Source organism: Nocardia sp. NPDC003726 (assembly GCF_053586955.1).
In genome coordinates this window covers 20,250-40,368 of sequence record NZ_JBSFNF010000020.1, presented here as the reverse complement: position 1 = coordinate 40,368, position 20,119 = coordinate 20,250, and the positions used below count along the sequence as shown (strand labels likewise).

Here is a 20,119-nt window from a genome sequence, read left to right as displayed (position 1 = left end):
AGGTCCGCTCCCAGCGGCCGACCATGGTGTGTTTTCTGCTCAGTGGAATACTCATCGCATGGCCGGCAACACCAGCACCCCTGGCGCAACCGTCACCGGCCACGTGCTTTCGATCCTGTGGGCCTTCGACGAGCGGCATCCTCGGCTGACCCTGTCGGAGATCGCCCGGCGCTCCGGACTGGCGCCGGCCACCGCGCACCGCCTGGTCGGCGAGTTGACCGAGCACGGCGCGCTCGCCCGGCAGGGCAGCGAGTACGCCGTCGGGCGACGGCTGTGGGAGATCGGCCTGCTGGCCCCCGTGCAGTCCTCGCTACGGGAGGCGGCCTCCCCGTTCCTGCACGACATCTACGCCGCGACCCGCGCCACCGTGCATCTCGCGATCCGCGACGACGACCGGGTGCTGTACCTCGAACGGTTCTCCGGGCGCGCGTCGGTGCCGGTGGTGAGCACCGTCGGCAGCACGCTGCCGATGCACGCGACCGGTGTGGGCAAGGTGCTGCTGGCGTATGCGCCCGAAGACGTGCGGCGACGGGTGCTCGGCTCGCTCACCCGGATCACCCCGTACACCATCACCCATCCGGGACGGCTGAACGAGCAACTCCTGCGAGTTCGCCGCGATGGCTACGCCAGCACGGTCGAGGAGATGACGCTGGGCGCCTGCACCGTCGCGGTGCCCGTGCGGCGTGGCGAGACCACGGTCGCCGCCATCGGTGTCGTGGTGCCGGATCTGCGCCGCCACCGTGGACGGCTCGTCGCCGCGCTCCAGGTAGCCGCGCAGGGCATCGGGCGGCAACTGGAATCCGGTGCGGCCGCGCCGCCCCGGGCGGCAACCGGCGCCGCCGCACGAGTTCCACCGAGCTGATTTCACTGAGCGGAAAGCACGGCTCGCCCTCGGAAAGACCGGCTCCCTAGCGTCGGCCTGGCAAGAAGGGAGCAACGATGTCCGTGGCCTACAGCTCGACCCGGGTCGAGGTAGCGATCGTGGGAGGCGGCCCGGCCGGTCTGATGCTGTCGCATCTGCTGCACTCGGCCGGAATCGACAACACCGTGATCGACAATCGATCGGTCACCGCGATCGAGAACACGCACCGGGCGGGAATCCTCGAACGCGACAGCGTGCGGCTGCTCGTCGAATCAGGGGTGTCGGACCGGGTGCTGCGGGAGGGACACGAGCACCGCGGCATCGATCTGCGGTTCGGCGGGGCGAGTCACCGGATCGACTTCCAGGACGCGGTGGGCGCCTCGTGCTGGCTGTATCCCCAGACCGAGGTCTTCGCGGATCTGCACCGCGCCCGGGTGCGCGACGGCGGCGATCTGCGCTACGGCGTCACCGGCACCGAGGTGCTCGACGTGCGGGACGAGCCGCGGGTCCGGTGCGTCGGCGCCGACGGGCGGCCGCAAGAGATCCGCGCCGATCTGGTGATCGGCGCGGACGGCTCGCGCAGCGTGTGCCGCGGCCTCGTCGGCGGCGCGACCCGGTACTTCCGCGAGTACCCGTTCGCCTGGTTCGGCGTGCTGGTCGAGGCGCCGCCCAGCGCGCCGGAACTGATCTATGCGCGCTCGGAGCAGGGATTCGCCCTCATCAGCCAGCGCACGCGAACCGTGCAGCGCATGTATTTCCAATGCGATCCCTCCGAGGATCCGTCCGCGTGGTCCGACGACCGGATCTGGGACCAATTGCAGACGCGGCTGGCGGGGACGGACGGCTTCACCTTGCGCGAGGGGCCCGTCATCGAGCGGACGGTGCTGCCGTTCCGCAGTTTCGTGCAGACCCCCATGCGGCACGGTCGGCTCCTGCTGGCCGGGGACGCCGCCCACACCGTTCCGCCCACCGGCGCCAAAGGGCTCAACCTGGCCCTGGCCGATGTGCGGGTACTCGCGGAAGCGGTGGAGCGGGCGCTGCGCGGCGGCGACGACGACGCGTTGACGCGCTACACCGATCGCGCGCTCGCCCGGGTGTGGAAGGCGCAGCATTTCTCGTACTGGATGACGACGCTGCTGCACCGGGTCGCGAGCGCGAGCGACTTCGACGAACGACGTCAGCTCGGCGAACTGGACAGCATCGTCGGTTCCGCCGCGGGGACGGCCTACCTCGCCGAGGGCTACACCGGCTGGCCCAATTCGTGAACCCCCCCTCTAGGCCATCGGATCGGAGACACTGTGCAAGCAATCGCGGTCGACTACGCGGTCGACGGACCCGACAGCGGCGTTCCCGTACTGTTCAGCGGCTCGCTGGGCAGCGATCGGCGGATGTGGGAGCCGCAGGTCGCGGCGCTCGCGGCGGCCGGGTACCGGACCATCGCCTACGACCATCGCGGCCACGGCGGCTCGCCCACTCCCCCGGGCCCCTACACCGTCGCGGAACTCGGAGCCGATGCGCTGGCCTTGCTCGACGCGCTCGACCTCGATTCGGTGCACTTCGTCGGACTGTCCCTGGGCGGTGCGGTCGGGCAGTGGCTCGCGGCGCATCACCCGGCCCGGGTGCGCAGTCTGACTCTGCTGTGCACGGCCGCCGTCTTCCCGCCCGCGCAAGGGTGGATCGACCGCGCCGCCACCGTCCGCGCCGACGGGGTGGCCTCGATCGCCGGAGCTGTCGTCGGCCGGTGGTTCACCCCGCAACTCGCCGGGCGCGACCCCGAACTGGTGGCCCGGCACACAGCGATGGTGTCGGGCACCGGCGAGGAGGGTTACGCGGGATGCTGTGCCGCGCTCGCCGAGTGGGACGGGCGGGCCGACCTCGCCCGGATCGTCGCACCGACCCTGGTGATCGCGGGGGCGCAGGACCCCGCTACCCCACCGGAGATGGTGCGGGAGATAGCCGACGGCGTAGCGGAGGCCGAATTCCGGATCGTGGCGGGCGCGCACCTGGCGAGTGTGGAGAGCGCGGGCACGGTGACCGCTCTCCTCCGGTCGCACATCCAGCGCGCCACCCCGCTGGGAGCACAGCGCGCAGCGGCTTTCGAGCAGGGCATGCGGGTGCGCCGCGAAGTCCTCGGCGACGCGCATGTCGATCGTTCGATCGCCGCGATGACCGAATTCACCGCTCCGTTCCAGGATTTCATCACCAGGACCGCGTGGGGCGACATCTGGTCCCGCCCCGGTCTCGACCACCGCACCCGCCGATTGCTGACCTTGGCCGTCCTCACGGCGGTCGGGAACGAGCACGAACTCGACATGCACATCAGGGCCGCAGTGCGCGCCGGGGTGCCCGCCGCGGAACTCGCGGAGGTGTTCCTGCACACCGCGATCTACGCGGGCGTACCGAACAGCAACCGCGCCTTCGCCCTCGGTGCGCGGGCGCTGACGGAATCGTCTCCGCACGACTGACGCACCCGGCGCGACCCGGCGACGCCGCCCGATGGTACTCCCGTCCGGCGGCGTCCCGTACGGTGCCGATCCATGCGATCCCGGGCGCCTCCCGGACACCGCCGGCGCCTACGATCCGGTCATGGCGCAGATCAGCAGTGAACGGCGGGGCAAGGTCGCGATCATCACCGTGCACGACCCGGATCGGCGAAACGCGCTGACACCGGCGCTGTCGGAACAACTCGCCGCCGCGGTCGCCGCGGCCGAGCGCGATACCGGCGTGCACGCGGTGATCGTCACCGGAACGCCGCCCGCCTTCTGCGCGGGCGCCGATCTCAGCGCGCTCGGCGCGGCCCGCGAGGAGGGGCTGCGGGTGATCTATGACGGGTTCCTCGCGATCGCGCGCTGCGCGTTGCCGACCATCGCGGCGGTCGGCGGCGCCGCCGTCGGCGCCGGACTCAATCTCGCGTTGGCCGCCGACGTCAGGATCGCCGGTCCCCGCGCGCGGTTCGACGCGCGATTCCTGCGGCTCGGCCTGCATCCCGGCGGCGGGATGACCTGGATGCTGCAACGCGCCGTCGGACCGCAACGGGCCGCCGCGATGACGCTGTTCGGCGAGATCCTCGACGCCGAGGCAGCGCTCGCCGCCGGATTGACGCACCGGGTGATCGACGGCGATCACGACGCGCTGCTCGCCGGAGCGATCGACTTCGCCGCGGGCGCGGCCGAAGCGCCGCGCGATCTGCTCATCACCACCAAGCGGACCATGCGCCACACCGCGAACCTCGACGCGCACGCCGACGCGGTGGACGCCGAGATCGTGCCACAGGTGGCGTCGCTCGAGTCGCCGGAATTCGCCGCGCGGCTGGCCGCGAAACAGGCCGAGATCAGCCGATCGCGATGATCGGCGGCACTGCGGTGCGGGCGAATGTCATCGCAGCGGGAGGGAAACGGTTTGGCGTCGCCGGTGGCGGGTAGCCGCTGGCGAGACAGTTCGTGCCGAACCGCAGGGCGCGGCGCTTCTCGTGTGTGCCGGGTGGCTTGCGACCACGCAGAGCGAGAGGAGGGCCCATGCACTACATCGATGACACCAAACACCTGCTCAGCGATCTCGTGGGACGGGTGATCGAATCGGCCGGCAGCTATTCGGGCAGCCAGACCGTGACCATCGCCCGGCCACGCGCCGAGGTCGAGCAGTTCTGGCGCGACCCGGCGAACCTGTCCGAAGTGCTCGGCGACGTCGCCGAAGTCGCGTCGCCTGCACCGCCGATCTACGAATGGACGCTGCAGGCGGGCGCCGATGGACGCACGACCTGGAAGACCACGCTGCGCGAGGAGGAAGGGCACTTCCGGTTCGTCGGCGCGGACGACCAGGACACCGCGTTCGGCAAAGGTCTCGAAATCGAACTGAGCTTCCGGGAGGCACCCCGAGATCTCGGTACCGAGGTGACGATGCGAGCCAAGACCCCGCTGCCCGACCTGCTGACCGGCGCGGGCATGTTCACCGCCCTCTACCGTGCCCGAGCCCGGCTGCAGACCGGCGAAATGCCCACCCTGGCCCACAATCCGAGCGCGCGCTCGTCGGCTCGGTGAACAGGAGGAGACATGCATGCGCTGTGCTGGAACGGCGTCGACGACCTCGCCGTGGAAGACGTCCCCGACCCGGTGCTGGTCAATCCGCACGATGTCATCGTCCAGGTCCGCCTGACCACCACCTGCGGATCCGATCTGCATTTCATCGACGGATATCTGCCCGGAATGCGGGAAGGTGACGTCTTCGGACACGAATTCATGGGCGAGGTCGTGGAAACCGGCGCCGAAGTCACCTCTATCGCCGTCGGCGACCGTGTCGTGGTTCCGTCTTTCATCGGATGCTCGTCGTGCTGGTATTGCGACCACGAGCTGTATTCCCTGTGCGACACCACCAATCCGAACGGCGCTCTACAGCAACCGATTCTGGGCTACCCGACCGGCGGAATCTACGGCTACACCCATCCCTTCGGCGGTTATCAGGGCTCCCACGCGAAATATGTCCGTGTCCCCTTCGGCGACACCAATTGCTTCCGTATACCGGACGGCATCACCGACGAACAGGCGTTGTTCCTGTCCGATGCCGTGCCGACGGGTCTGATGGGCGCGGAATTCTGTGACATCCACCCCGGAGACACCGTCGCGGTGTGGGGCAGCGGTGGCGTCGGATTGATGGCCGGGCACACCGCTCGCCTGCTCGGCGCCGACCGGGTTTTCGTCATCGACCGCTTTCCCGAACGGCTGCGCGTGGCGAAGGAGCAGTTCGGCGCGGAGACGATCGACTACACCGCCGTCGACAGCGTCCAGGAATTCCTGCGGGAGAACACCGGCGGTCGCGGCCCGGACGCCTGCATCGATGCCGTCGGGATGGAGGGGCACGGCACCGGCCTGCAGCAGCTCTACGATCGCGCCAAACAACTGCTCCGATTGGAAACGGATCGTGCGACGCCGCTGCGCGAAGCGATTCTGGCGTGCCGGAAAGGCGGAGTCGTCTCGGTGCTCGGCATCTACGGCCTCACCGACAAATTCCCGATGGGCATCGTGACGAACAAGGGGCTCACCATCCGCACCGCACAGCAATACGGTCAGCGGTTCGTCCCCCGCATGTTCGACTACATCCAGCAGGGCGATCTCGACCCCTCCTACCTGATCACCCACGACATGCCGCTCGACGACGCGGTATACGGCTACGACATCTTCAAGCACAAGAAGGAAGGCTGCATCCGCGCCGTTTTCCGGCCGTGATCCGGAGTTTCCGCCGGGACGAGCGGGGCACCCGCCGGATATGGCAGGACGGACCGAACCCGCCGTAGCCGCGTCGAGCCGGTGGATCGATGCCGACGGTATCCGATACCCCTGCGGCGATACGCACGCATGGCTACCGGGAACCAATCAAACGCTGTGCGGCATCCCGCTCGCGCGCGCACGGCTGGCGCGATTCCCGCATGTCCCGTGGAGCGAGGCGCTGTGGTTGGCCGACACTTCCGACCAGGTGATCGCGACCTGCCGTCGCTGCGCCGCGGCCGGCGACCGGGAACGTCGTCGATGGACCCGCACGAATCCCCGCCCCTGAGCGGTTGCTGATCGCGGTACCGCAGGGTTGCCCGTTCGAAGCCGGACAAGCCCGGCTTCATCGGCGCGATCGAATCGCGCAAACGCCCCCGCGCCTCGTGCCCCAGTGGGTACGCTGCCCGGCAGTTCCCCGAGGCGGGCACCCGCACAGCCGCTAGCACAGCGCGACTTCGAAACAAACTCTTGACTCGTTCCAGAAAACGGACAAGACTTCCGTGCATGCCAACGGCCTCGGAATTCCAGCAGATGCTGCGAGGAGTTTCGCTGCGCGTGACCCGTCCGCGGGTCGCGGTGCTCAGCGCGGTGCACGACCACCCACACGCCGACACGGAGTCGATCATCCGCGCTGTCCGATCCGCGCTGCCCGAGGTGTCCCACCAGACGGTGTACGACTCGCTGAACGCGCTCACCGCCACCGGCTTGGTCCGGCGTATCCAGCCGTCCGGATCCGTCGCCCGCTACGAATCGCGGGTCGGCGACAACCACCATCACGTCGTATGCCGAGCTTGCGGGGTGATCGCCGATGTCGACTGCGCCATCGGCGAGGCCCCCTGCTTGACCGCGTCCGATGACAGCGGGTTCTCGATCGACGAGGCCGAGGTCATCTACTGGGGCCTGTGCCCCGACTGTGTCGAAACACAGGCTTCCCGATCACATTCGTGATCACAGCCCCCATCACTCATTCAGGAAGGAATGCTGTGTCATCCGATAGCCGCCCGCCCAATCCTGACACCAAGACCGGCAGCGCGAGCGAGAGCGAGAACCCGGCGATCCCGTCCCCCACCGCGAAGACGGACCATCGTCCCCGCAGCAACAAGGACTGGTGGCCGGAGCAGATCGATGTCTCGGTGCTGCACGCCCACACCTCCAAGTCCAACCCGCTCGGCGAGGACTTCAACTACCCAGAGGAATTCAAGAAGCTCGACGTCGACGCCCTCAAGGCCGACGTCGCGGCGGTCATGACCAATTCGCAGGACTGGTGGCCCGCCGACTACGGCCACTACGGCGGCCTGTTCATTCGAATGAGCTGGCATGCCGCGGGCACCTACCGCATCTCCGACGGCCGCGGCGGCGGCGGTCAGGGCGCGCAGCGCTTCGCGCCGCTCAACAGCTGGCCGGACAACGCCAATCTCGACAAGGCGCGCCGGCTGCTGTGGCCGGTCAAGCAGAAGTACGGCAACAAGATCTCCTGGGCCGACCTGCTGGTGTTCGCGGGCAACGTAGCCCTGGAGACGATGGGATTCAAGACCTTCGGCTTCGGCTTCGGCCGCCCGGACATCTGGGAGCCGGAGGAGGTCTTCTGGGGTCCGGAGGACACCTGGCTCGGCGACGAGCGCTACAGCGGTGACCGCGAGCTGGCCAATCCGCTCGGCGCCGTCCAGATGGGCCTTATCTATGTGAACCCCGAAGGGCCCAACGGACAGCCGGATCCGGTGGCCGCGGCCCGCGACATCCGCGAGACGTTCGGCCGCATGGCGATGAACGACGAGGAGACCGCCGCGCTGATCGTGGGCGGCCACAGCTTCGGCAAGACCCACGGCGCCGGCGATGCGAGCCTGGTCGGCGCCGAGCCGGAAGGCGCCCCGATCGAGCAGCAGGGCCTGGGCTGGAAGAGCGCCTACGGCACCGGCAAGGGCAAGGACGCCATCACCAGCGGCTTGGAGGTCGTCTGGACCTCCACCCCCACCAAGTGGGGCAACGGCTTCCTGCAGAACCTGTACGGCTACGAGTGGGAGCTGACCAAGAGCCCCGCGGGCGCCTGGCAGTGGAAGCCGAAGGACGGCGCGGGCGAAGGCGCGATCCCGGATCCGTTCGGTGGGCCCGCGCGCACGCCGACCATGCTGACCACGGACTTGGCGCTGCGCGAGGACCCGATCTACCGGGAGATCACCCGCCGCTGGCTCGATCACCCCGAGGAACTGTCCGAGGCGTTCGCCAAGGCGTGGTACAAGCTGCTGCACCGCGACATGGGACCGATCAGCCGCTACCTCGGCCCGTGGGTTCCCGAGCCGCAGCTGTGGCAGGACCCCGTGCCCGCCGTCGATCACGAACTGATCGATGAGGCGGACATCGCGGACCTGAAGAGCAAGGTGCTCGAGTCCGGCCTGTCGGTCGCGCAGCTGGTCAAGACCGCCTGGGCCTCGGCGGCCAGCTACCGCAGCACCGACAAGCGCGGCGGCGCCAACGGCGCTCGCATCCGGCTGGAGCCGCAGAAGAACTGGGAAGTCAACGAGCCCGACGAACTGGCCAAGGTGCTGCCGGTGCTCGAGCAGATCCAGCAGAACTTCAACGGTTCGGCCGCAGGCGGCAAGAAGGTCTCGCTCGCCGACCTGATCATCCTGGCCGGGTCCGCGGCGATCGAGAAGGCCGCCAAGGACGCGGGCCACGACATCACGGTCCCGTTCGCGCCGGGGCGGACGGACGCCACCCAGGAGAACACCGATGTCGAGTCGTTCGCGGTGCTCGAACCGCGGGCCGACGGGTTCCGCAACTACGTGCGGGCCGGTGAGAAGGCCCCGCTGGAGCGCCTGCTGCTCGACCGGGCGTACATGCTGGATGTGACCGCTCCGGAGCTGACGGTGCTCATCGGCGGGCTGCGCGCGCTCGGCGCGAACTACGGTGGCACCGACCACGGCGTGTTCACCGACCGGCCGGGTGTGCTGACGAACGATTTCTTCGTCAACCTGCTCGACCAGAACACCGAGTGGAAGGCGTCGGAGTCGGCGGAGAACGTCTACGAGGGCTTCGACCGCGCCTCCGGCGCGCCCAAGTGGACGGCGACGGCCAACGACCTCGTCTTCGGATCGCATTCCGTGCTGCGGGCGGTGGCCGAGGTGTACGCGCAGGCCGACGCCGGGGCGAAGTTCGTCGACGACTTCGTCGCGGCGTGGGTCAAGGTGGCCAACAACGATCGGTTCGACCTGGCCTGATCGGTATCCGGTGACATCCAGGCCGGTCCCTCCGGGGGCCGGCCTGGATCGTTCCGGTCGCCCGTCGTCCCGTCCGATGGACGTGTCGAGCGCACCGAATCCGCCACGTGCACTCAGGTTTCGGGGAGCTGGATGGATCGCGCTGCCTCGTCGTCCCGGCGTCCGGTGGTCATGTAGAGGGTGCGGCGGCCGACTTCGACGGCGTGGTCGGCGAAGCGTTCGTAGTAGCGGCCGAGCAGGGTGACGTCGACCGCGGCGGCGGTGCCGTTGTCCCACCCTTCGGCCAGGATCGCCGCCAGCAGGTCGCGGTGCAGATCGTCCATGGTGTCGTCGCGGGCATCGAGGTCCGCGGCGTCGCCCGGGTCGGCGGTGGTCAGCACGCCGACCGCGGCATCGGCGAGGTCGACGGCCGCCTCGCCCATGTGGGTCACCAGGTTTCGCACCGGTTCCGGCACCGCGGCGGCGGGATGCCTGCGTCTGGCGGTGTCGGCGATGTGCTCGGTCAGCGTGCTCATCCGGGTGAGGTCGTCGACCAGCTGCAGTGCCGTCACCACCCGCCGCAGTTCTCCCGCGACGGGAGCTTCGAGCGCGAGGAGGGTCACCGCGGCGTGTTCGGCGCCGTCGCGCATCGCGACGGTTTCGGCGCAGTAGTCGATGGTGCGCTCGGCCAGCTCCAGGTCCGCGCCGAGCAGGGCGTCGGTGGCCATCGCGATGGCCTCCCGGTTGCGCGCGCACATCGCTCGCAATTGATCGGCGAGTTGCTCGAGATGCTCGTGGAAGCGGGTGCGCACTGTTCCATCATCGCGCGCATCCGGGTAACGCGCGGTGGGTCCCGGTGCCCGGGGGCGAGATGTTCCCGGAAGCCCACCGGGCAACGTTGCGAAACTCGGAAATCGCGCACCGGTCGACTATCGGAAGCTGAGTTAACATCGTGGTTCGCCTGAGCAAGCTGTTCGTCGGCCGCGCCGCTGCCGACCGGGCTGGGAGGGGCCGGTGTGGAGTTGCCATCAGCGGGGCCGTTGACGGCGCGGACCGGTGCCGCCGGGACGTGGTGGTCGTGTTGCGTCGCCGGGATGTCGATGCCGTGGCGCACGCTGCGCCCCCGGCCCGGTGACACGCAGTTGCTCGGCACGCTCACCGACGCGGGGCTGCCCCCGGCGCGAGCCAGGGTCCGGCTGACCGCGCTGATCCACGGTGTGCGGCCCGCTCCGGCCTACGGAGTGATCGAAGGAGCGTTGCGGCCGCCCGAGGTGGCGATCGCGATGACCAGCTTTCTCGTCGAACACCCGCAGGCGCGTTTCATCGTCGATCCGGCGATGTGCGCCGACGTGCACTCCCGGGTGCTGCCGCAGCTGCGCCGCCCCTATCGCGATCTGGTCGCTCCGCGCAAACCGCTTGTCGGCCTGGCCGATTCGCTCGCGCTGTCCGCCGTCCCCGTCGACGCGATCGACTTCGCGATCGCGACGCACATCCACTGGGACCACGTGGCCGGACTGCTCGACCTACCGGCATCCCTCGCGCTGCGGGCGACCACGGCCGAACTGGGCTGGGCGACCGACCCCGAGACGGCCCCCATGGGAGTCGCCGAGGCGCTCGGCTCACGACCGACGCCATCCATCGACCTCGACGGACCTCCCGTTCTCACCTTCGCGAGCAGCCACGACGTTTTCGGGGACGGCTCGGTGTTGGCGGTGGATCTTTCCGGCCACACCCCCGGCAGCATCGGTCTCGTTCTCGCGGTGGACGACGGTGGGACCGTGCTGCTGGCGGGCGACGCCGTCTGGCGCCGGGAGCAGATCGGGCTGCTGCGCGAGAAGCCCCCGTTGCCAGGGCTTCTCGTCGATCACGATCGATCCGCCGCCTTCGCCGCGATCCACCGCCTGCACCGCCTGCCCGCGGATGTCGAGGTCATCCCCACCCACGACCACACCGCGGCGAAGAGATGGGCGCACCGCTGACGGCGAACGCACACCGGAATCGGCGGGACCACACTCGTCATCGACGGCCGGCTCGACGCCGACCTCGGCCTCTTTCCGTTGCCGGGCCGGCCGTCCTGAATGGCACTGACACCTGTCCCTCCGTCATCCGCCGAAGCGCCGGGCGGGGCGGGAAGTTCGGACGCGGCCAGCAGCGCCCGGAACTGCCGGCTGTCGTCCCGGGGCAGGATGCCGGCGCGTGGCGTGACACGCACGCTCGCGCGGTTCGCCGCGGGCGCACTGCTGGTCGACGCCGTGCCGCATACGGTCAAGCGATCCAGGCCGCCGATATCCCGTCCAGGGACGAAAGTCCGCGGCAACGGCCTGAGGTGGGGTCCACCAGCGACGAGATCCGGGACCAACGACTGTGTTCCCCTCGGCGCGGGCGACCTACCGTCGGCCCTATGAACGAGCTACCCACCGGAGAAACCATCGAGAAGGCCGTCCTCCTCGCCGGCCGGGCGCCGTCGCTGCACAACAGCCAGCCCTGGCACTGGACGTTCGACGGCCAAGCGCTGCGGCTGTTCGCCGCACCCGAACGCCGCCTCCCGGCGACCGACACCACCGGACGTCAGATGCTGATCAGCTGTGGTGTCGCGCTGGGACATCTGCGCGCGGCCATGTCCGCTGCCGGCTGGCGCACCCTCGTCGCCCACTTTCCCAACCCGAATCGCCGCAATCATCTGGCCACGATCACGTTCCATCGGGCCCACTTCGTGACCGACGGCGACCGCGCCCGCGCCGACGCCATCCTGCGCAGGCGCACCGACCGGCTGCCGTTCGCGGCGCCGCCCGGATGGCCGGATTTCGAAACCGTGCTGCGCAGCACGTTCGATCCCGCCGACGCCACGCTGAGCGTGCTGCACGACGACAGCCGCCCCACGCTGGCCCGCGCATCGGAGATGACCGCGTCCCTGCGCCGCTACGACCCGGATTACCACGCCGAATTGCACTGGTGGACAGGTCATGTCGTCGCCGACGCCGGTGTCCCCAAGGAGTCGCTGATCTCCGAGCGGGAACGGCAGCGGGTGAGTGTGGGCCGGAAATTCCCCACCGTCGCCGGTGAGCGGCGCGGTGAGGTCGCCGACGACCATTCGGTGATCCTCGTCCTCTCCACCGACAGCGACTCCCCTGACGACGTGGTGCACTGCGGTGAGGTGCTGTCCACGGTACTGCTGGAGTGCACCCTCGCCGGGTACGCCACCTGTCCGCTGACCCACCTGACCGAGGTTCCACAGAGCCGTGCGCTGGTCCGTACCATGACCGGCGGTTTCGGCTTGCCGCAGGTGCTGGTGCGGGTCGGCTCGGCGCCCGATCCCGGGCAGGACGTTCCGCAGACGCCGCGCCGCCCGCTCGCGGAGATCCTCGAAATGTCCGGCCCGGCGGGCGGGGTGGACTGAGGACACACCGCCTCGGGACGTTCGCCCCCGCGTTTCGGGCAGCAGTACCCTCCCGTCGCATCCTCCGCGTGAGCAAGCTGTGTGCTATGTCACTGCGCCGTTCACCTCGTCCCCCGCCCGGTAGAGCACCGGACCCGGATGCCGCGCCGCTGGCGGTTCCCGCGGTGGTGGTCGCTTCGATCATGCTGATCGGCATGCTCGTCGCGCTGGTCGTCTTGCTACCGGCCTGGGCCCGCGACTACGGCGCGACCCTGGTGTACTTCGCCGTTCTCATCTACGCCGGTCTCGCGCTGCGGCTGTTGTGGTGGGGCGTGACGACACTGCGTGCGCGGGTGGCGCAGACCGATGAGTAGACCGGCCACGCCGAAACCGCGGCAACGACGGTGACCAAGGACCCTGCGTGGCGGGCGCAACGCCCGTATTCGCCCGACCCGATCCCGCGAAGACTCGAACCATGACCGCGAACGACGAAGCGCCCGCCCTCCCGGTACCCGGCCATCGGGAAATCCTCGCCGCCCTGCGGCTTGCCACCCGGGCGCCTTCGGTGCACAACACTCAGCCGTGGCGGTGGGTGTTCGACGGCACCAGCCTGCACCTCTACACCGACGCAACCCGGCTGCTGCCGTCGACCGACCCGCACGGCCGGCAACTGGTGATCAGCTGCGGAGCCGTACTGCATCACGCCAGGACCGTCTTCGCCGACCTAGGCTGGCACACCGACACCGTGCGCGTACCGGACCGGCAGCGGCCCGACCATCTCGCGGTGATCGAATTCCGGCCGTGGACCGACCCGCCCGAGGGGATCCATGCCCGAGCACGCGCCATCGACCGGCGCCGCACCGACCGGCTGCCGATGACCGAACCGCAGGGCTTCGCCGACCTGCTGCCCCGGCTGCGGATGCTCAGCTCCCCGCACGAGGTGGAACTCGACGTCCTCGATGACAGCGCCCGGCCTCGGCTCGCCGCCGCTTCGGAACAGATCGGCGCGCTTCGCCACCACGACTTGCTCTACCGCACCGAGTTGGAGTGGTGGACCGGACGTTCGGAGACGCTGGAAGGCGTGCCGACCTCCGCGCTGGTGTCCGATGCGGAGTTCGCCCGCGTCGGAGTCGGGCGCGCGTTCCCTCCTGCGCCGCGCTCGCTGCGACGGGCCGGACTCGACGATCGCGCGCGGCTGGTGCTGCTCGGCACCGAGGGCGATTCGGTGCCGCGGTGGCTGCGCACCGGTGAGGCTTTGTCGGCCGTGCTGCTGGAATGCACCGCCGCGGGCCTGGCGACCTGCGCGCTCACCCATGTCACCGAGCTGCCGACGACCAGAGGGCTGCTCGCGGGCCTGGTTCCCCGCCCTGCGACACCTCAAGTGCTGCTGCGGGTCGGCACCGCGCCCGACGACGCGGACCTGGTCCCGCCGACTCCCCGGCGACCGGTCACGGACGTCTTCACCGTCACCGGCTCTCGCTGAAACCCGCGGCCACCGGCGCCCGGAAGGGCGGGCGGCCCGCGCCCATGGCACGACGAATCGAGGAGGACGCGGTGGAGTATCAGATCGCCCTGGTGGAGGCGGCACCGGAAACGGTGCTGCGGATGGCACGCGGGCTGCGTGCCGACCCGGGCCTGCTCGGCGAGGACATCGCCGAGGGAATGCGGGAAGTGACCCGCGTCGTGCGGCGGGCCGGGTTGGTCGCCAGCGGCGCGCCGACGATCACCTTCCGCGACGACCCGCCCGAAGGCGAGGCGGTCGCGGTGGAATTCGGCGTCGCCGTGGAGCCCGCGCCCAACCTCGGGCCCGGTTCCGGCGCGCAAGTAGTCGTCCAGCCGGGAACTCTGGTCGCCCGAACCTGCCACCGCGGCAGCTACCGCGACCTCGGCGCGGCCTATCAGGCGCTGCGGGAATGGTTGCGCGACAGCGGTTACCGGTCGATCGGCCCGCCCACCGAGGCCTACCTCGTCGGTCCGGACGAGGTCACCGACCCCCGGCGCCTGCTCACCGAGATCAGGTTGCCCGTCGCCCCCGTCGCCACCGTCGCGGTGCACCTCGACGCACCCTTCGACGAGACGGTGCGCAGGACCAGGGATGCCCTGCGCGGTGCGGAACTGGTTGTGCTCGCCGAAGTGGACCTGCGGGCGACGCTGCGCGAGCAGATCGGCGAACAGATCGAGAACTACCTGCTGCTGAGCGTCTGCCATCCGCGGCTGACCCACCGGGCGCTGCTGGCCGACCGCCACGCGGGGGCGATGTTCTCGGCCGGTGTCGTGGTGCGTTCGACCGGCACCGGCACGCAGGTCGAGGTGGCCGATCCGGAGCTGCTGGTCTGCGTCACCGCCGCGCCGGGGCTGCGGTCCGTCGCCGGGGAGCTGCGGCGACAGCTGGCCGCCGCTGTGGCGACCCTGCGCGACTCGATGCCCGCGCGGACGTGATCCGGCGTCCGGGTGACCATGGTCCCGTCAGTGCGGGTACGAGTCCTCTCACCGGTCCCGGGATCAGACGAGCAGCGTGGATATGGCACCTCAACCACGATCCACCCGGGAAAGGCACACGTCATGAGCTACCACCGCGACCCCCTCGCACCCGCGGTGCACACCGCGCACGAGTGGCTGCGCACTCTGACCGACGAACTCGCCACCGAAGACCGCGCATTCGCGCACCGCGCACTGCGTGCCTGGCTGCACACGGTGCGTGACCGCATCGGTGTCAACGCGGCCGCCCACCTCAGCGCCCAGCTGCCCGAACTGCTGCGCGGGATCTTCTACGAGGGGTGGGTGCCCGCCCACGTGCCCTTCCCGCACGACGTGCCGTCCTTCCTCGACCAGTTCGCGCAGGAAGCGGGCGTCTCCCGGGACGAGGCCTACGCCCTCGCGGGGGCGGTGACCGAAGCGCTGGCCGACTTGTTCTCGCCCGGCCAGCTCGATCACGTGTTCGCGCTGCTGCCGGAAGATCTGCGGGCCGTACTGCGCGGAGCCGACCTCGCGGGCACCATGCACGAGCAGGCGACCGCGGTCACGCCCCCGGAAACGTCTCGTGTCGATGAACTGGACAGCCGGCTGCGGGCGCTCACCGACGCGGTGGCGGTGCTCGCCCGCAGCCTGGAAGAACTCTCCGGTGGCCAGCCGCCCGACGCCGCGCAGGTCTCCGCCGCGCAGCAGGCCCACCGGATCCTGTTCGCCGAAGGGCTCACCCGCTCCGAAGCGCCGACCTGATCGCTGCCCGGCTCCGGCCGGTCGTACCGGATACTTCGTTCCGGCGCGGTACGTTTGCGCCGAGAGCGAATCACCTGCGTGTGTGGGGTTCGTGGTGGCCACGCAGGAAGGGACTTTGGTCCGTACCGAGCAGGCCGCCCGATGCGTAGTGTCGAGCCCACCCCAGCTCCCGGATTGGACACTAGATGATCACGGTTTTTCTGGTCGACGACCATGAGATCGTCCGCCGCGGCCTCGCCGACCTGCTCTCCGACGACCCGGAGCTCACCGTGATCGGCGAAGCAGGCGACGTCGCCCAAGCCCTCGCCCGCATCCCGGCGCTCCGGCCGGACGTGGCCGTTCTGGACGTGCGCCTGCCCGACGGCAACGGCATCGAACTCTGCCGTGACCTGCTGTCCAAGCTCGACGATCTGCGGTGCCTGATCCTCACCTCGTTCACCGACGAGCAGGCGATGCTGGACGCGATCCTCGCCGGAGCCAGCGGCTACGTGGTCAAGGACATCAAGGGCATGGAACTAGCCAAGGCCATCAAGGAAGTCGGCGCGGGGCGGTCGCTGCTGGACAACCGCGCCGCCGCCGCCCTGATGCAGCGACTGCGCGCCAACACCGACAACGACGGCCCGCTGGCCGGGCTCACCGATCAGGAACGCAAACTGCTCGACCTGCTCGGCGAAGGACTGACCAACCGCCAGATCGCGCAACGTATGTTCCTGGCCGAGAAGACGGTGAAGAACTACGTGTCCCGCCTGCTCGCCAAACTCGGCCTGGAACGGCGCACCCAGGCCGCGGTCTACGCCTCCAAACTCCGTTCCCGGCCTTCGGGCACCACCATCGACTTCTGACCGTGGCGGCGTTCATTTCCGCAATCGGGTGAAATAGTCTTGAGTCATGGCCAGCAGCCGCGCCGACGGCGTTCCAGGGGCGCAGACGACCGATTTCGCGCCGGCCGACACCTATTCCGTGCGCGATACGCTGTCGCAACTGCGGCTGCGCGAACTGCTCGGCGAGGTCAAGGATCGGATCGAACAGATCATCGACGCCCGTGACCGCATGGACGGCCTCGTCGAGGCCATGCTCACCGTCACTTCCGGCCTCGATCTCAACCGCACGCTGCGCACCATCGTGCACACCGCCATCTCGCTGGTCGACGCCCGCTACGGCGCACTCGGCATCCGCGGCCACGACCAGCAACTCACCCAGTTCATCTACGAAGGCATCGACGAACCGACCCGCGAATTGATCGGTGACCTCCCCCAGGGCCACGGCGTCCTCGGACTGTTGTTCAGCCAGCCCAAACCGATCCGGCTCGACAACCTCGCCGACCACCCCTCCTCGGTCGGATTCCCCGCCCACCACCCGCCGATGCGCACCTTCCTCGGTGTACCCGTCCGCATCCGCGACGAAGTGTTCGGCAACCTCTACCTCACCGAGAAGAAGGGCGGCCAACCCTTCACCGAAGACGACGAGGTCATCGTGCGCGCCCTCGCCGCCGCCGCGGGCATCGCCATCGACAACGCCCACCTCTACGAATCCGCCCGCACCCGCCAGGCCTGGATCGAAGCCACCCGCGACATCACCACCGAATTCCTCGCGGGCACCGCCCCCGGCCAGGTCCTCACCCACCTCGTCGAAGCCACACACCGGCTCACCGGCTCCGCACGGACCTACCTCGCCGTGGTCCCGGACTCGGAAGGGCCGCCCGACGAGATCACCGAGCTGTTGATCACCCACACCGCCGGGGTCGCGCCCGATCAGCGGCTCATCGAGCTGCCTTTGGGCGACACCACCATCGGGCAGGCGTTCCGGCTGCATTCTCCCCAGCGGGTGGACGACGCGCGCCGCGCGGATCTCGGCAAGATCTTTCCCGACGCCGGGCCCGCGCTCGTGCTGCCCATGCAGACCTCCGACTCCACGGTGGGCGTGCTGGTCGCGCTGCGGGCGGCGGAATCGGCGCCCTACGACAACGAGATCCTCGAACTGATCTCCGCCTTCACCGACCAGGCCGCTCTGGCGATGCAACTGGCCGACGCGCAACGGCGCATGCGCGAACTGGACATCCTCTCCGATCGCGACCGCATCGCCCGCGACCTGCACGACCACGTCATTCAACGACTGTTCGCCGTCGGACTGAGCCTGCAGGGCACCGTCCCCCGCACCCGCGTTCCCGAAGTGCGCGAACGCATCACCGAAGCGATCAACGACCTGCAAGACGTCGTCCAGGAGATCCGCACCTCGATCTTCGACCTGCACGGTGGCAACAGCGACAGCGCGCGGGTGCGCAGGCGCATCGAGGAAGCCATCCGCCAGCAGACCGCCCCCAGTGGCATCCGCACGTCCGTGCGCATCAGCGGACCGCTCTCGGTCATCGACCCCGAACTCGCCGATCACGCCGAAGCCGTGGTCCGCGAAGCGGTCAGCAACGCCGTCCGACACTCCGGCGCCGACGCGGTCACGATCGACATCACGGTGGCCGACGATCTGATCATCGTCGTCGAGGACCACGGCTGCGGGCTGCCGCCCGATGTCGCCCCGAGCGGCCTGACGAATCTCGCCAGGCGTGCCGAGGAAGCGGCCGGGACTTTCACCCTCACGGCCGGAACCGGGCCGGACGGGCGTGCCGCGGGCACCCGGTTGTGCTGGCAGGTGCCGCTGCGCTGACCGTCGCGGCGAGCGGCGAGCCGGAGCCGACGAGCGAGGAGGGCCATGGCCGAGGAACCGACCGAATGGGGTGGGGCGCTGTGGGCGGCCGCCGACCTCGTGACGCCGATGGCCATCCGCGTGGCGGCGACGTTGCGGCTGGCCGACCACGTCGCCGCGGGCAGGCGCACGAGCGAGGCGCTCGCCGCAGCGGTGGACGCGGACCGGGACGCGCTGGCGCGTGTGCTGGAGCACCTGGTGACCGCGGGCGTGCTCGCTCGTCAGGGTAGCGGCGGCTACGGGCTGACGTCGCTGGGTGAGCGCCTGCGTGACGACCATCCGGAAGGCGTGCGACGCTGGCTCGATCTGGAGGGCGCCGTCGGGCGCGCCGATCTGTGCTTCGTCCACCTGTTGCACACCGTCCGCACCGGCGAGCCCGCTTTTCCGCGGCAGTTCGGCCGGCCGTTCTGGGAGGACCTGTCCGCCGATCCGGCGCTGGGCGCGTCGTTCGACGCTCTGATGGGGGCCCGTTTGGTGGCCGACGCCCCGCTGGTGGCCGGCGCCTACCCGTGGGGCGCGCTCGGTCACGTCATCGATGTCGGTGGAGGCGATGCCAGCTTGCTCATCGCCCTTCTTCGCGCCCATGACGCATTGCGCGGGACGGTGGTCGACTTGGCGGGCCCGGCGGCTCGCGCCCGGCGGGCCATTCGCGCCGCGGGCCTCGAGCACCGGGCCGACGCGCGAGTGGGCAGCTTCTTCGATCCCCTTCCCGCCGGAGCGGGCGGTTATCTGCTCTCCGGTGTCCTGCACGACTGGGACGACGAGGCCGCCGTCCGCATCTTGCGGCGATGCGCCGACGCGGCCGCGGAGCACGGAAGGGTGCTCGTTGTGGACCATATCGGCGATGCCGGCGGCGGCCCGCCGGACACCGAAGGAGACCTGCGGATGCTGTGCTACGTCCGCGGCCGGGAACGCACGCTGGGCGGACTGCGCGAGATCGCCGAATCCGCGCGCCTGCGGGTCGGTTCGGTCGTCGCGGCCGGCTCGCGCTCGATCGTCGAGTTGCTCCCGGCCGATCGAAACGGCGGCGGGTGAGAATGCCGACAATGGTCGCGGCTACCCGCGCTCATCGCCGATCCGCGTCGCGACAGCACGTGCGAGCCGAGGACCGCCTCAGGTGATCAGGTCCAGGGTGTCGAATCGGTGGCCGGACCAGATGCGCCGAGAGCGTTCTTCGGGGTACGGCCGGGTGTCCGGCTCTGCGCCGTAGACACGAGTGAGGCGGGTGTCGGTGGCGCCGGGGTAGGCGGTGCGGTAACCGTCGCTGCCGTGCGGGGACGGCGCGAGGTGATAGTCACCTTGCCCACCCCCTCCGGCGGTAGCACCACTCCCCCTGATGCTCCGAACTTCAAGGATCGATCGACTGCTCCCGGAGTTCGGCGTGTTCTGGCCGCACAAGCGATTGGCGCCCAGCGGCCACTTGGGACTCGTACCGGGGAACAGCAAGGACGATGCGCGCTCGAAGGAGGCCGCGAGCGCCGTGTGGCTGCGGTGGTTGTGCTACCAGCTG

At 69.8% G+C, this 20,119-nt stretch carries 18 protein-coding genes; 17 read left to right on the top strand and 1 reads right to left on the bottom strand.

Annotated features, from left to right (window positions below; translation table 11 throughout):
• The first annotated feature begins 58 nt into the window (after window positions 1-58).
• From ACWDMM_RS24220 to katG, 8 genes are all read left to right on the top strand, one after another.
• Window positions 59-862 (top strand): IclR family transcriptional regulator, encoded by an 804-nt coding sequence (locus tag ACWDMM_RS24220; RefSeq protein WP_449939695.1) that lies wholly within the window; start codon window positions 59-61, stop codon window positions 860-862.
• A gap of 77 nt (window positions 863-939) precedes the next feature.
• The gene (locus ACWDMM_RS24215) at window positions 940-2,127 is read left to right on the top strand and encodes a 4-hydroxybenzoate 3-monooxygenase (RefSeq protein ID WP_449939693.1); all 1,188 of its coding nucleotides are present in this window, start codon (window positions 940-942) and stop codon (window positions 2,125-2,127) included.
• Between the two features lie 33 nt (window positions 2,128-2,160).
• Window positions 2,161-3,327, top strand: a complete 1,167-nt coding sequence (pcaDC, locus tag ACWDMM_RS24210; RefSeq protein WP_435406601.1) for a bifunctional 3-oxoadipate enol-lactonase/4-carboxymuconolactone decarboxylase PcaDC — start codon at window positions 2,161-2,163, stop codon at window positions 3,325-3,327.
• Between the two features lie 121 nt (window positions 3,328-3,448).
• On the top strand, window positions 3,449-4,210 hold the full coding sequence (locus ACWDMM_RS24205) for an enoyl-CoA hydratase (RefSeq protein WP_195083007.1): 762 nt from the start codon (window positions 3,449-3,451) through the stop codon (window positions 4,208-4,210).
• Window positions 4,211-4,377: 167 nt separating this feature from the next.
• Window positions 4,378-4,899, top strand: coding sequence for an SRPBCC family protein (locus tag ACWDMM_RS24200; protein ID WP_357109829.1), 522 nt, complete (start codon window positions 4,378-4,380; stop codon window positions 4,897-4,899).
• A gap of 12 nt (window positions 4,900-4,911) precedes the next feature.
• The gene (locus tag ACWDMM_RS24195) at window positions 4,912-6,081 is read left to right on the top strand and encodes a zinc-dependent alcohol dehydrogenase (RefSeq protein WP_195083005.1); all 1,170 of its coding nucleotides are present in this window, start codon (window positions 4,912-4,914) and stop codon (window positions 6,079-6,081) included.
• 546 nt (window positions 6,082-6,627) lie between these two features.
• Entirely contained in the window at window positions 6,628-7,071 is a 444-nt protein-coding gene (locus tag ACWDMM_RS24190; RefSeq protein ID WP_195083004.1) for a Fur family transcriptional regulator, read from the top strand.
• A gap of 35 nt (window positions 7,072-7,106) precedes the next feature.
• Window positions 7,107-9,338: a catalase/peroxidase HPI gene (katG, locus tag ACWDMM_RS24185; RefSeq protein ID WP_357109826.1), complete on the top strand. Its 2,232-nt coding sequence runs from the start codon at window positions 7,107-7,109 to the stop codon at window positions 9,336-9,338.
• Window positions 9,339-9,451: 113 nt separating this feature from the next.
• On the opposite strand, the gene ACWDMM_RS24180 is transcribed toward katG, so the two are convergent.
• The gene (locus tag ACWDMM_RS24180; RefSeq protein ID WP_195083002.1) at window positions 9,452-10,129 is read right to left on the bottom strand and encodes a phosphate signaling complex PhoU family protein; all 678 of its coding nucleotides are present in this window, start codon (window positions 10,127-10,129) and stop codon (window positions 9,452-9,454) included.
• Window positions 10,130-10,411: 282 nt separating this feature from the next.
• Between ACWDMM_RS24180 and ACWDMM_RS24175 the strand changes: the two genes are divergently transcribed.
• The 9 genes from ACWDMM_RS24175 to ACWDMM_RS24135 all read left to right on the top strand — a co-directional run bounded on the left by ACWDMM_RS24175 (window position 10,412) and on the right by ACWDMM_RS24135 (window position 19,644).
• Window positions 10,412-11,296 (top strand): MBL fold metallo-hydrolase, encoded by an 885-nt coding sequence (locus ACWDMM_RS24175; RefSeq protein WP_449939689.1) that lies wholly within the window; start codon window positions 10,412-10,414, stop codon window positions 11,294-11,296.
• A 422-nt stretch (window positions 11,297-11,718) separates the two neighbouring features.
• Window positions 11,719-12,714, top strand: a complete 996-nt coding sequence (locus ACWDMM_RS24170; protein WP_449939687.1) for an Acg family FMN-binding oxidoreductase — start codon at window positions 11,719-11,721, stop codon at window positions 12,712-12,714.
• 164 nt (window positions 12,715-12,878) lie between these two features.
• Complete coding sequence (locus ACWDMM_RS24165) at window positions 12,879-13,067, top strand: hypothetical protein (protein ID WP_324722491.1); 189 nt, start codon at window positions 12,879-12,881, stop codon at window positions 13,065-13,067.
• A gap of 101 nt (window positions 13,068-13,168) precedes the next feature.
• The gene (locus ACWDMM_RS24160) at window positions 13,169-14,176 is read left to right on the top strand and encodes an Acg family FMN-binding oxidoreductase (RefSeq protein ID WP_449939685.1); all 1,008 of its coding nucleotides are present in this window, start codon (window positions 13,169-13,171) and stop codon (window positions 14,174-14,176) included.
• A 44-nt stretch (window positions 14,177-14,220) separates the two neighbouring features.
• Window positions 14,221-15,132 (top strand): GyrI-like domain-containing protein, encoded by a 912-nt coding sequence (locus ACWDMM_RS24155; protein ID WP_195082998.1) that lies wholly within the window; start codon window positions 14,221-14,223, stop codon window positions 15,130-15,132.
• 123 nt (window positions 15,133-15,255) lie between these two features.
• Window positions 15,256-15,912 (top strand): DUF2267 domain-containing protein, encoded by a 657-nt coding sequence (locus ACWDMM_RS24150; RefSeq protein ID WP_357208698.1) that lies wholly within the window; start codon window positions 15,256-15,258, stop codon window positions 15,910-15,912.
• Window positions 15,913-16,097: 185 nt separating this feature from the next.
• The gene (locus tag ACWDMM_RS24145; RefSeq protein ID WP_195082996.1) at window positions 16,098-16,754 is read left to right on the top strand and encodes a response regulator; all 657 of its coding nucleotides are present in this window, start codon (window positions 16,098-16,100) and stop codon (window positions 16,752-16,754) included.
• 46 nt (window positions 16,755-16,800) lie between these two features.
• A complete protein-coding gene (locus tag ACWDMM_RS24140) occupies window positions 16,801-18,570 on the top strand; it encodes a sensor histidine kinase (RefSeq protein ID WP_195082995.1) in 1,770 nt (589 codons plus the stop codon).
• 45 nt (window positions 18,571-18,615) lie between these two features.
• Window positions 18,616-19,644: a methyltransferase gene (locus ACWDMM_RS24135; RefSeq protein ID WP_195082994.1), complete on the top strand. Its 1,029-nt coding sequence runs from the start codon at window positions 18,616-18,618 to the stop codon at window positions 19,642-19,644.
• Window positions 19,645-20,119 lie beyond the last annotated feature (475 nt).

Bases quoted from the DNA above. Each gene is read 5' to 3' on its own strand.
- ACWDMM_RS24220 (WP_449939695.1), top strand. From the start codon at position 59: ATGGCCGGCAACACCAGCACCCCTGGCGCAACCGTCACCGGCCACGTG.
- ACWDMM_RS24215 (WP_449939693.1), top strand. From the start codon at position 940: ATGTCCGTGGCCTACAGCTCGACCCGGGTCGAGGTAGCGATCGTGGGA.
- ACWDMM_RS24205 (WP_195083007.1), top strand. From the start codon at position 3,449: ATGGCGCAGATCAGCAGTGAACGGCGGGGCAAGGTCGCGATCATCACC.
- ACWDMM_RS24200 (WP_357109829.1), top strand. From the start codon at position 4,378: ATGCACTACATCGATGACACCAAACACCTGCTCAGCGATCTCGTGGGA.
- ACWDMM_RS24195 (WP_195083005.1), top strand. From the start codon at position 4,912: ATGCATGCGCTGTGCTGGAACGGCGTCGACGACCTCGCCGTGGAAGAC.
- ACWDMM_RS24190 (WP_195083004.1), top strand. From the start codon at position 6,628: ATGCCAACGGCCTCGGAATTCCAGCAGATGCTGCGAGGAGTTTCGCTG.
- ACWDMM_RS24175 (WP_449939689.1), top strand. From the start codon at position 10,412: ATGTCGATGCCGTGGCGCACGCTGCGCCCCCGGCCCGGTGACACGCAG.
- ACWDMM_RS24170 (WP_449939687.1), top strand. From the start codon at position 11,719: ATGAACGAGCTACCCACCGGAGAAACCATCGAGAAGGCCGTCCTCCTC.
- ACWDMM_RS24160 (WP_449939685.1), top strand. From the start codon at position 13,169: ATGACCGCGAACGACGAAGCGCCCGCCCTCCCGGTACCCGGCCATCGG.
- ACWDMM_RS24155 (WP_195082998.1), top strand. From the start codon at position 14,221: ATGGCACGACGAATCGAGGAGGACGCGGTGGAGTATCAGATCGCCCTG.
- ACWDMM_RS24150 (WP_357208698.1), top strand. From the start codon at position 15,256: ATGAGCTACCACCGCGACCCCCTCGCACCCGCGGTGCACACCGCGCAC.
- ACWDMM_RS24145 (WP_195082996.1), top strand. From the start codon at position 16,098: ATGATCACGGTTTTTCTGGTCGACGACCATGAGATCGTCCGCCGCGGC.
- ACWDMM_RS24140 (WP_195082995.1), top strand. From the start codon at position 16,801: ATGGCCAGCAGCCGCGCCGACGGCGTTCCAGGGGCGCAGACGACCGAT.
- ACWDMM_RS24135 (WP_195082994.1), top strand. From the start codon at position 18,616: ATGGCCGAGGAACCGACCGAATGGGGTGGGGCGCTGTGGGCGGCCGCC.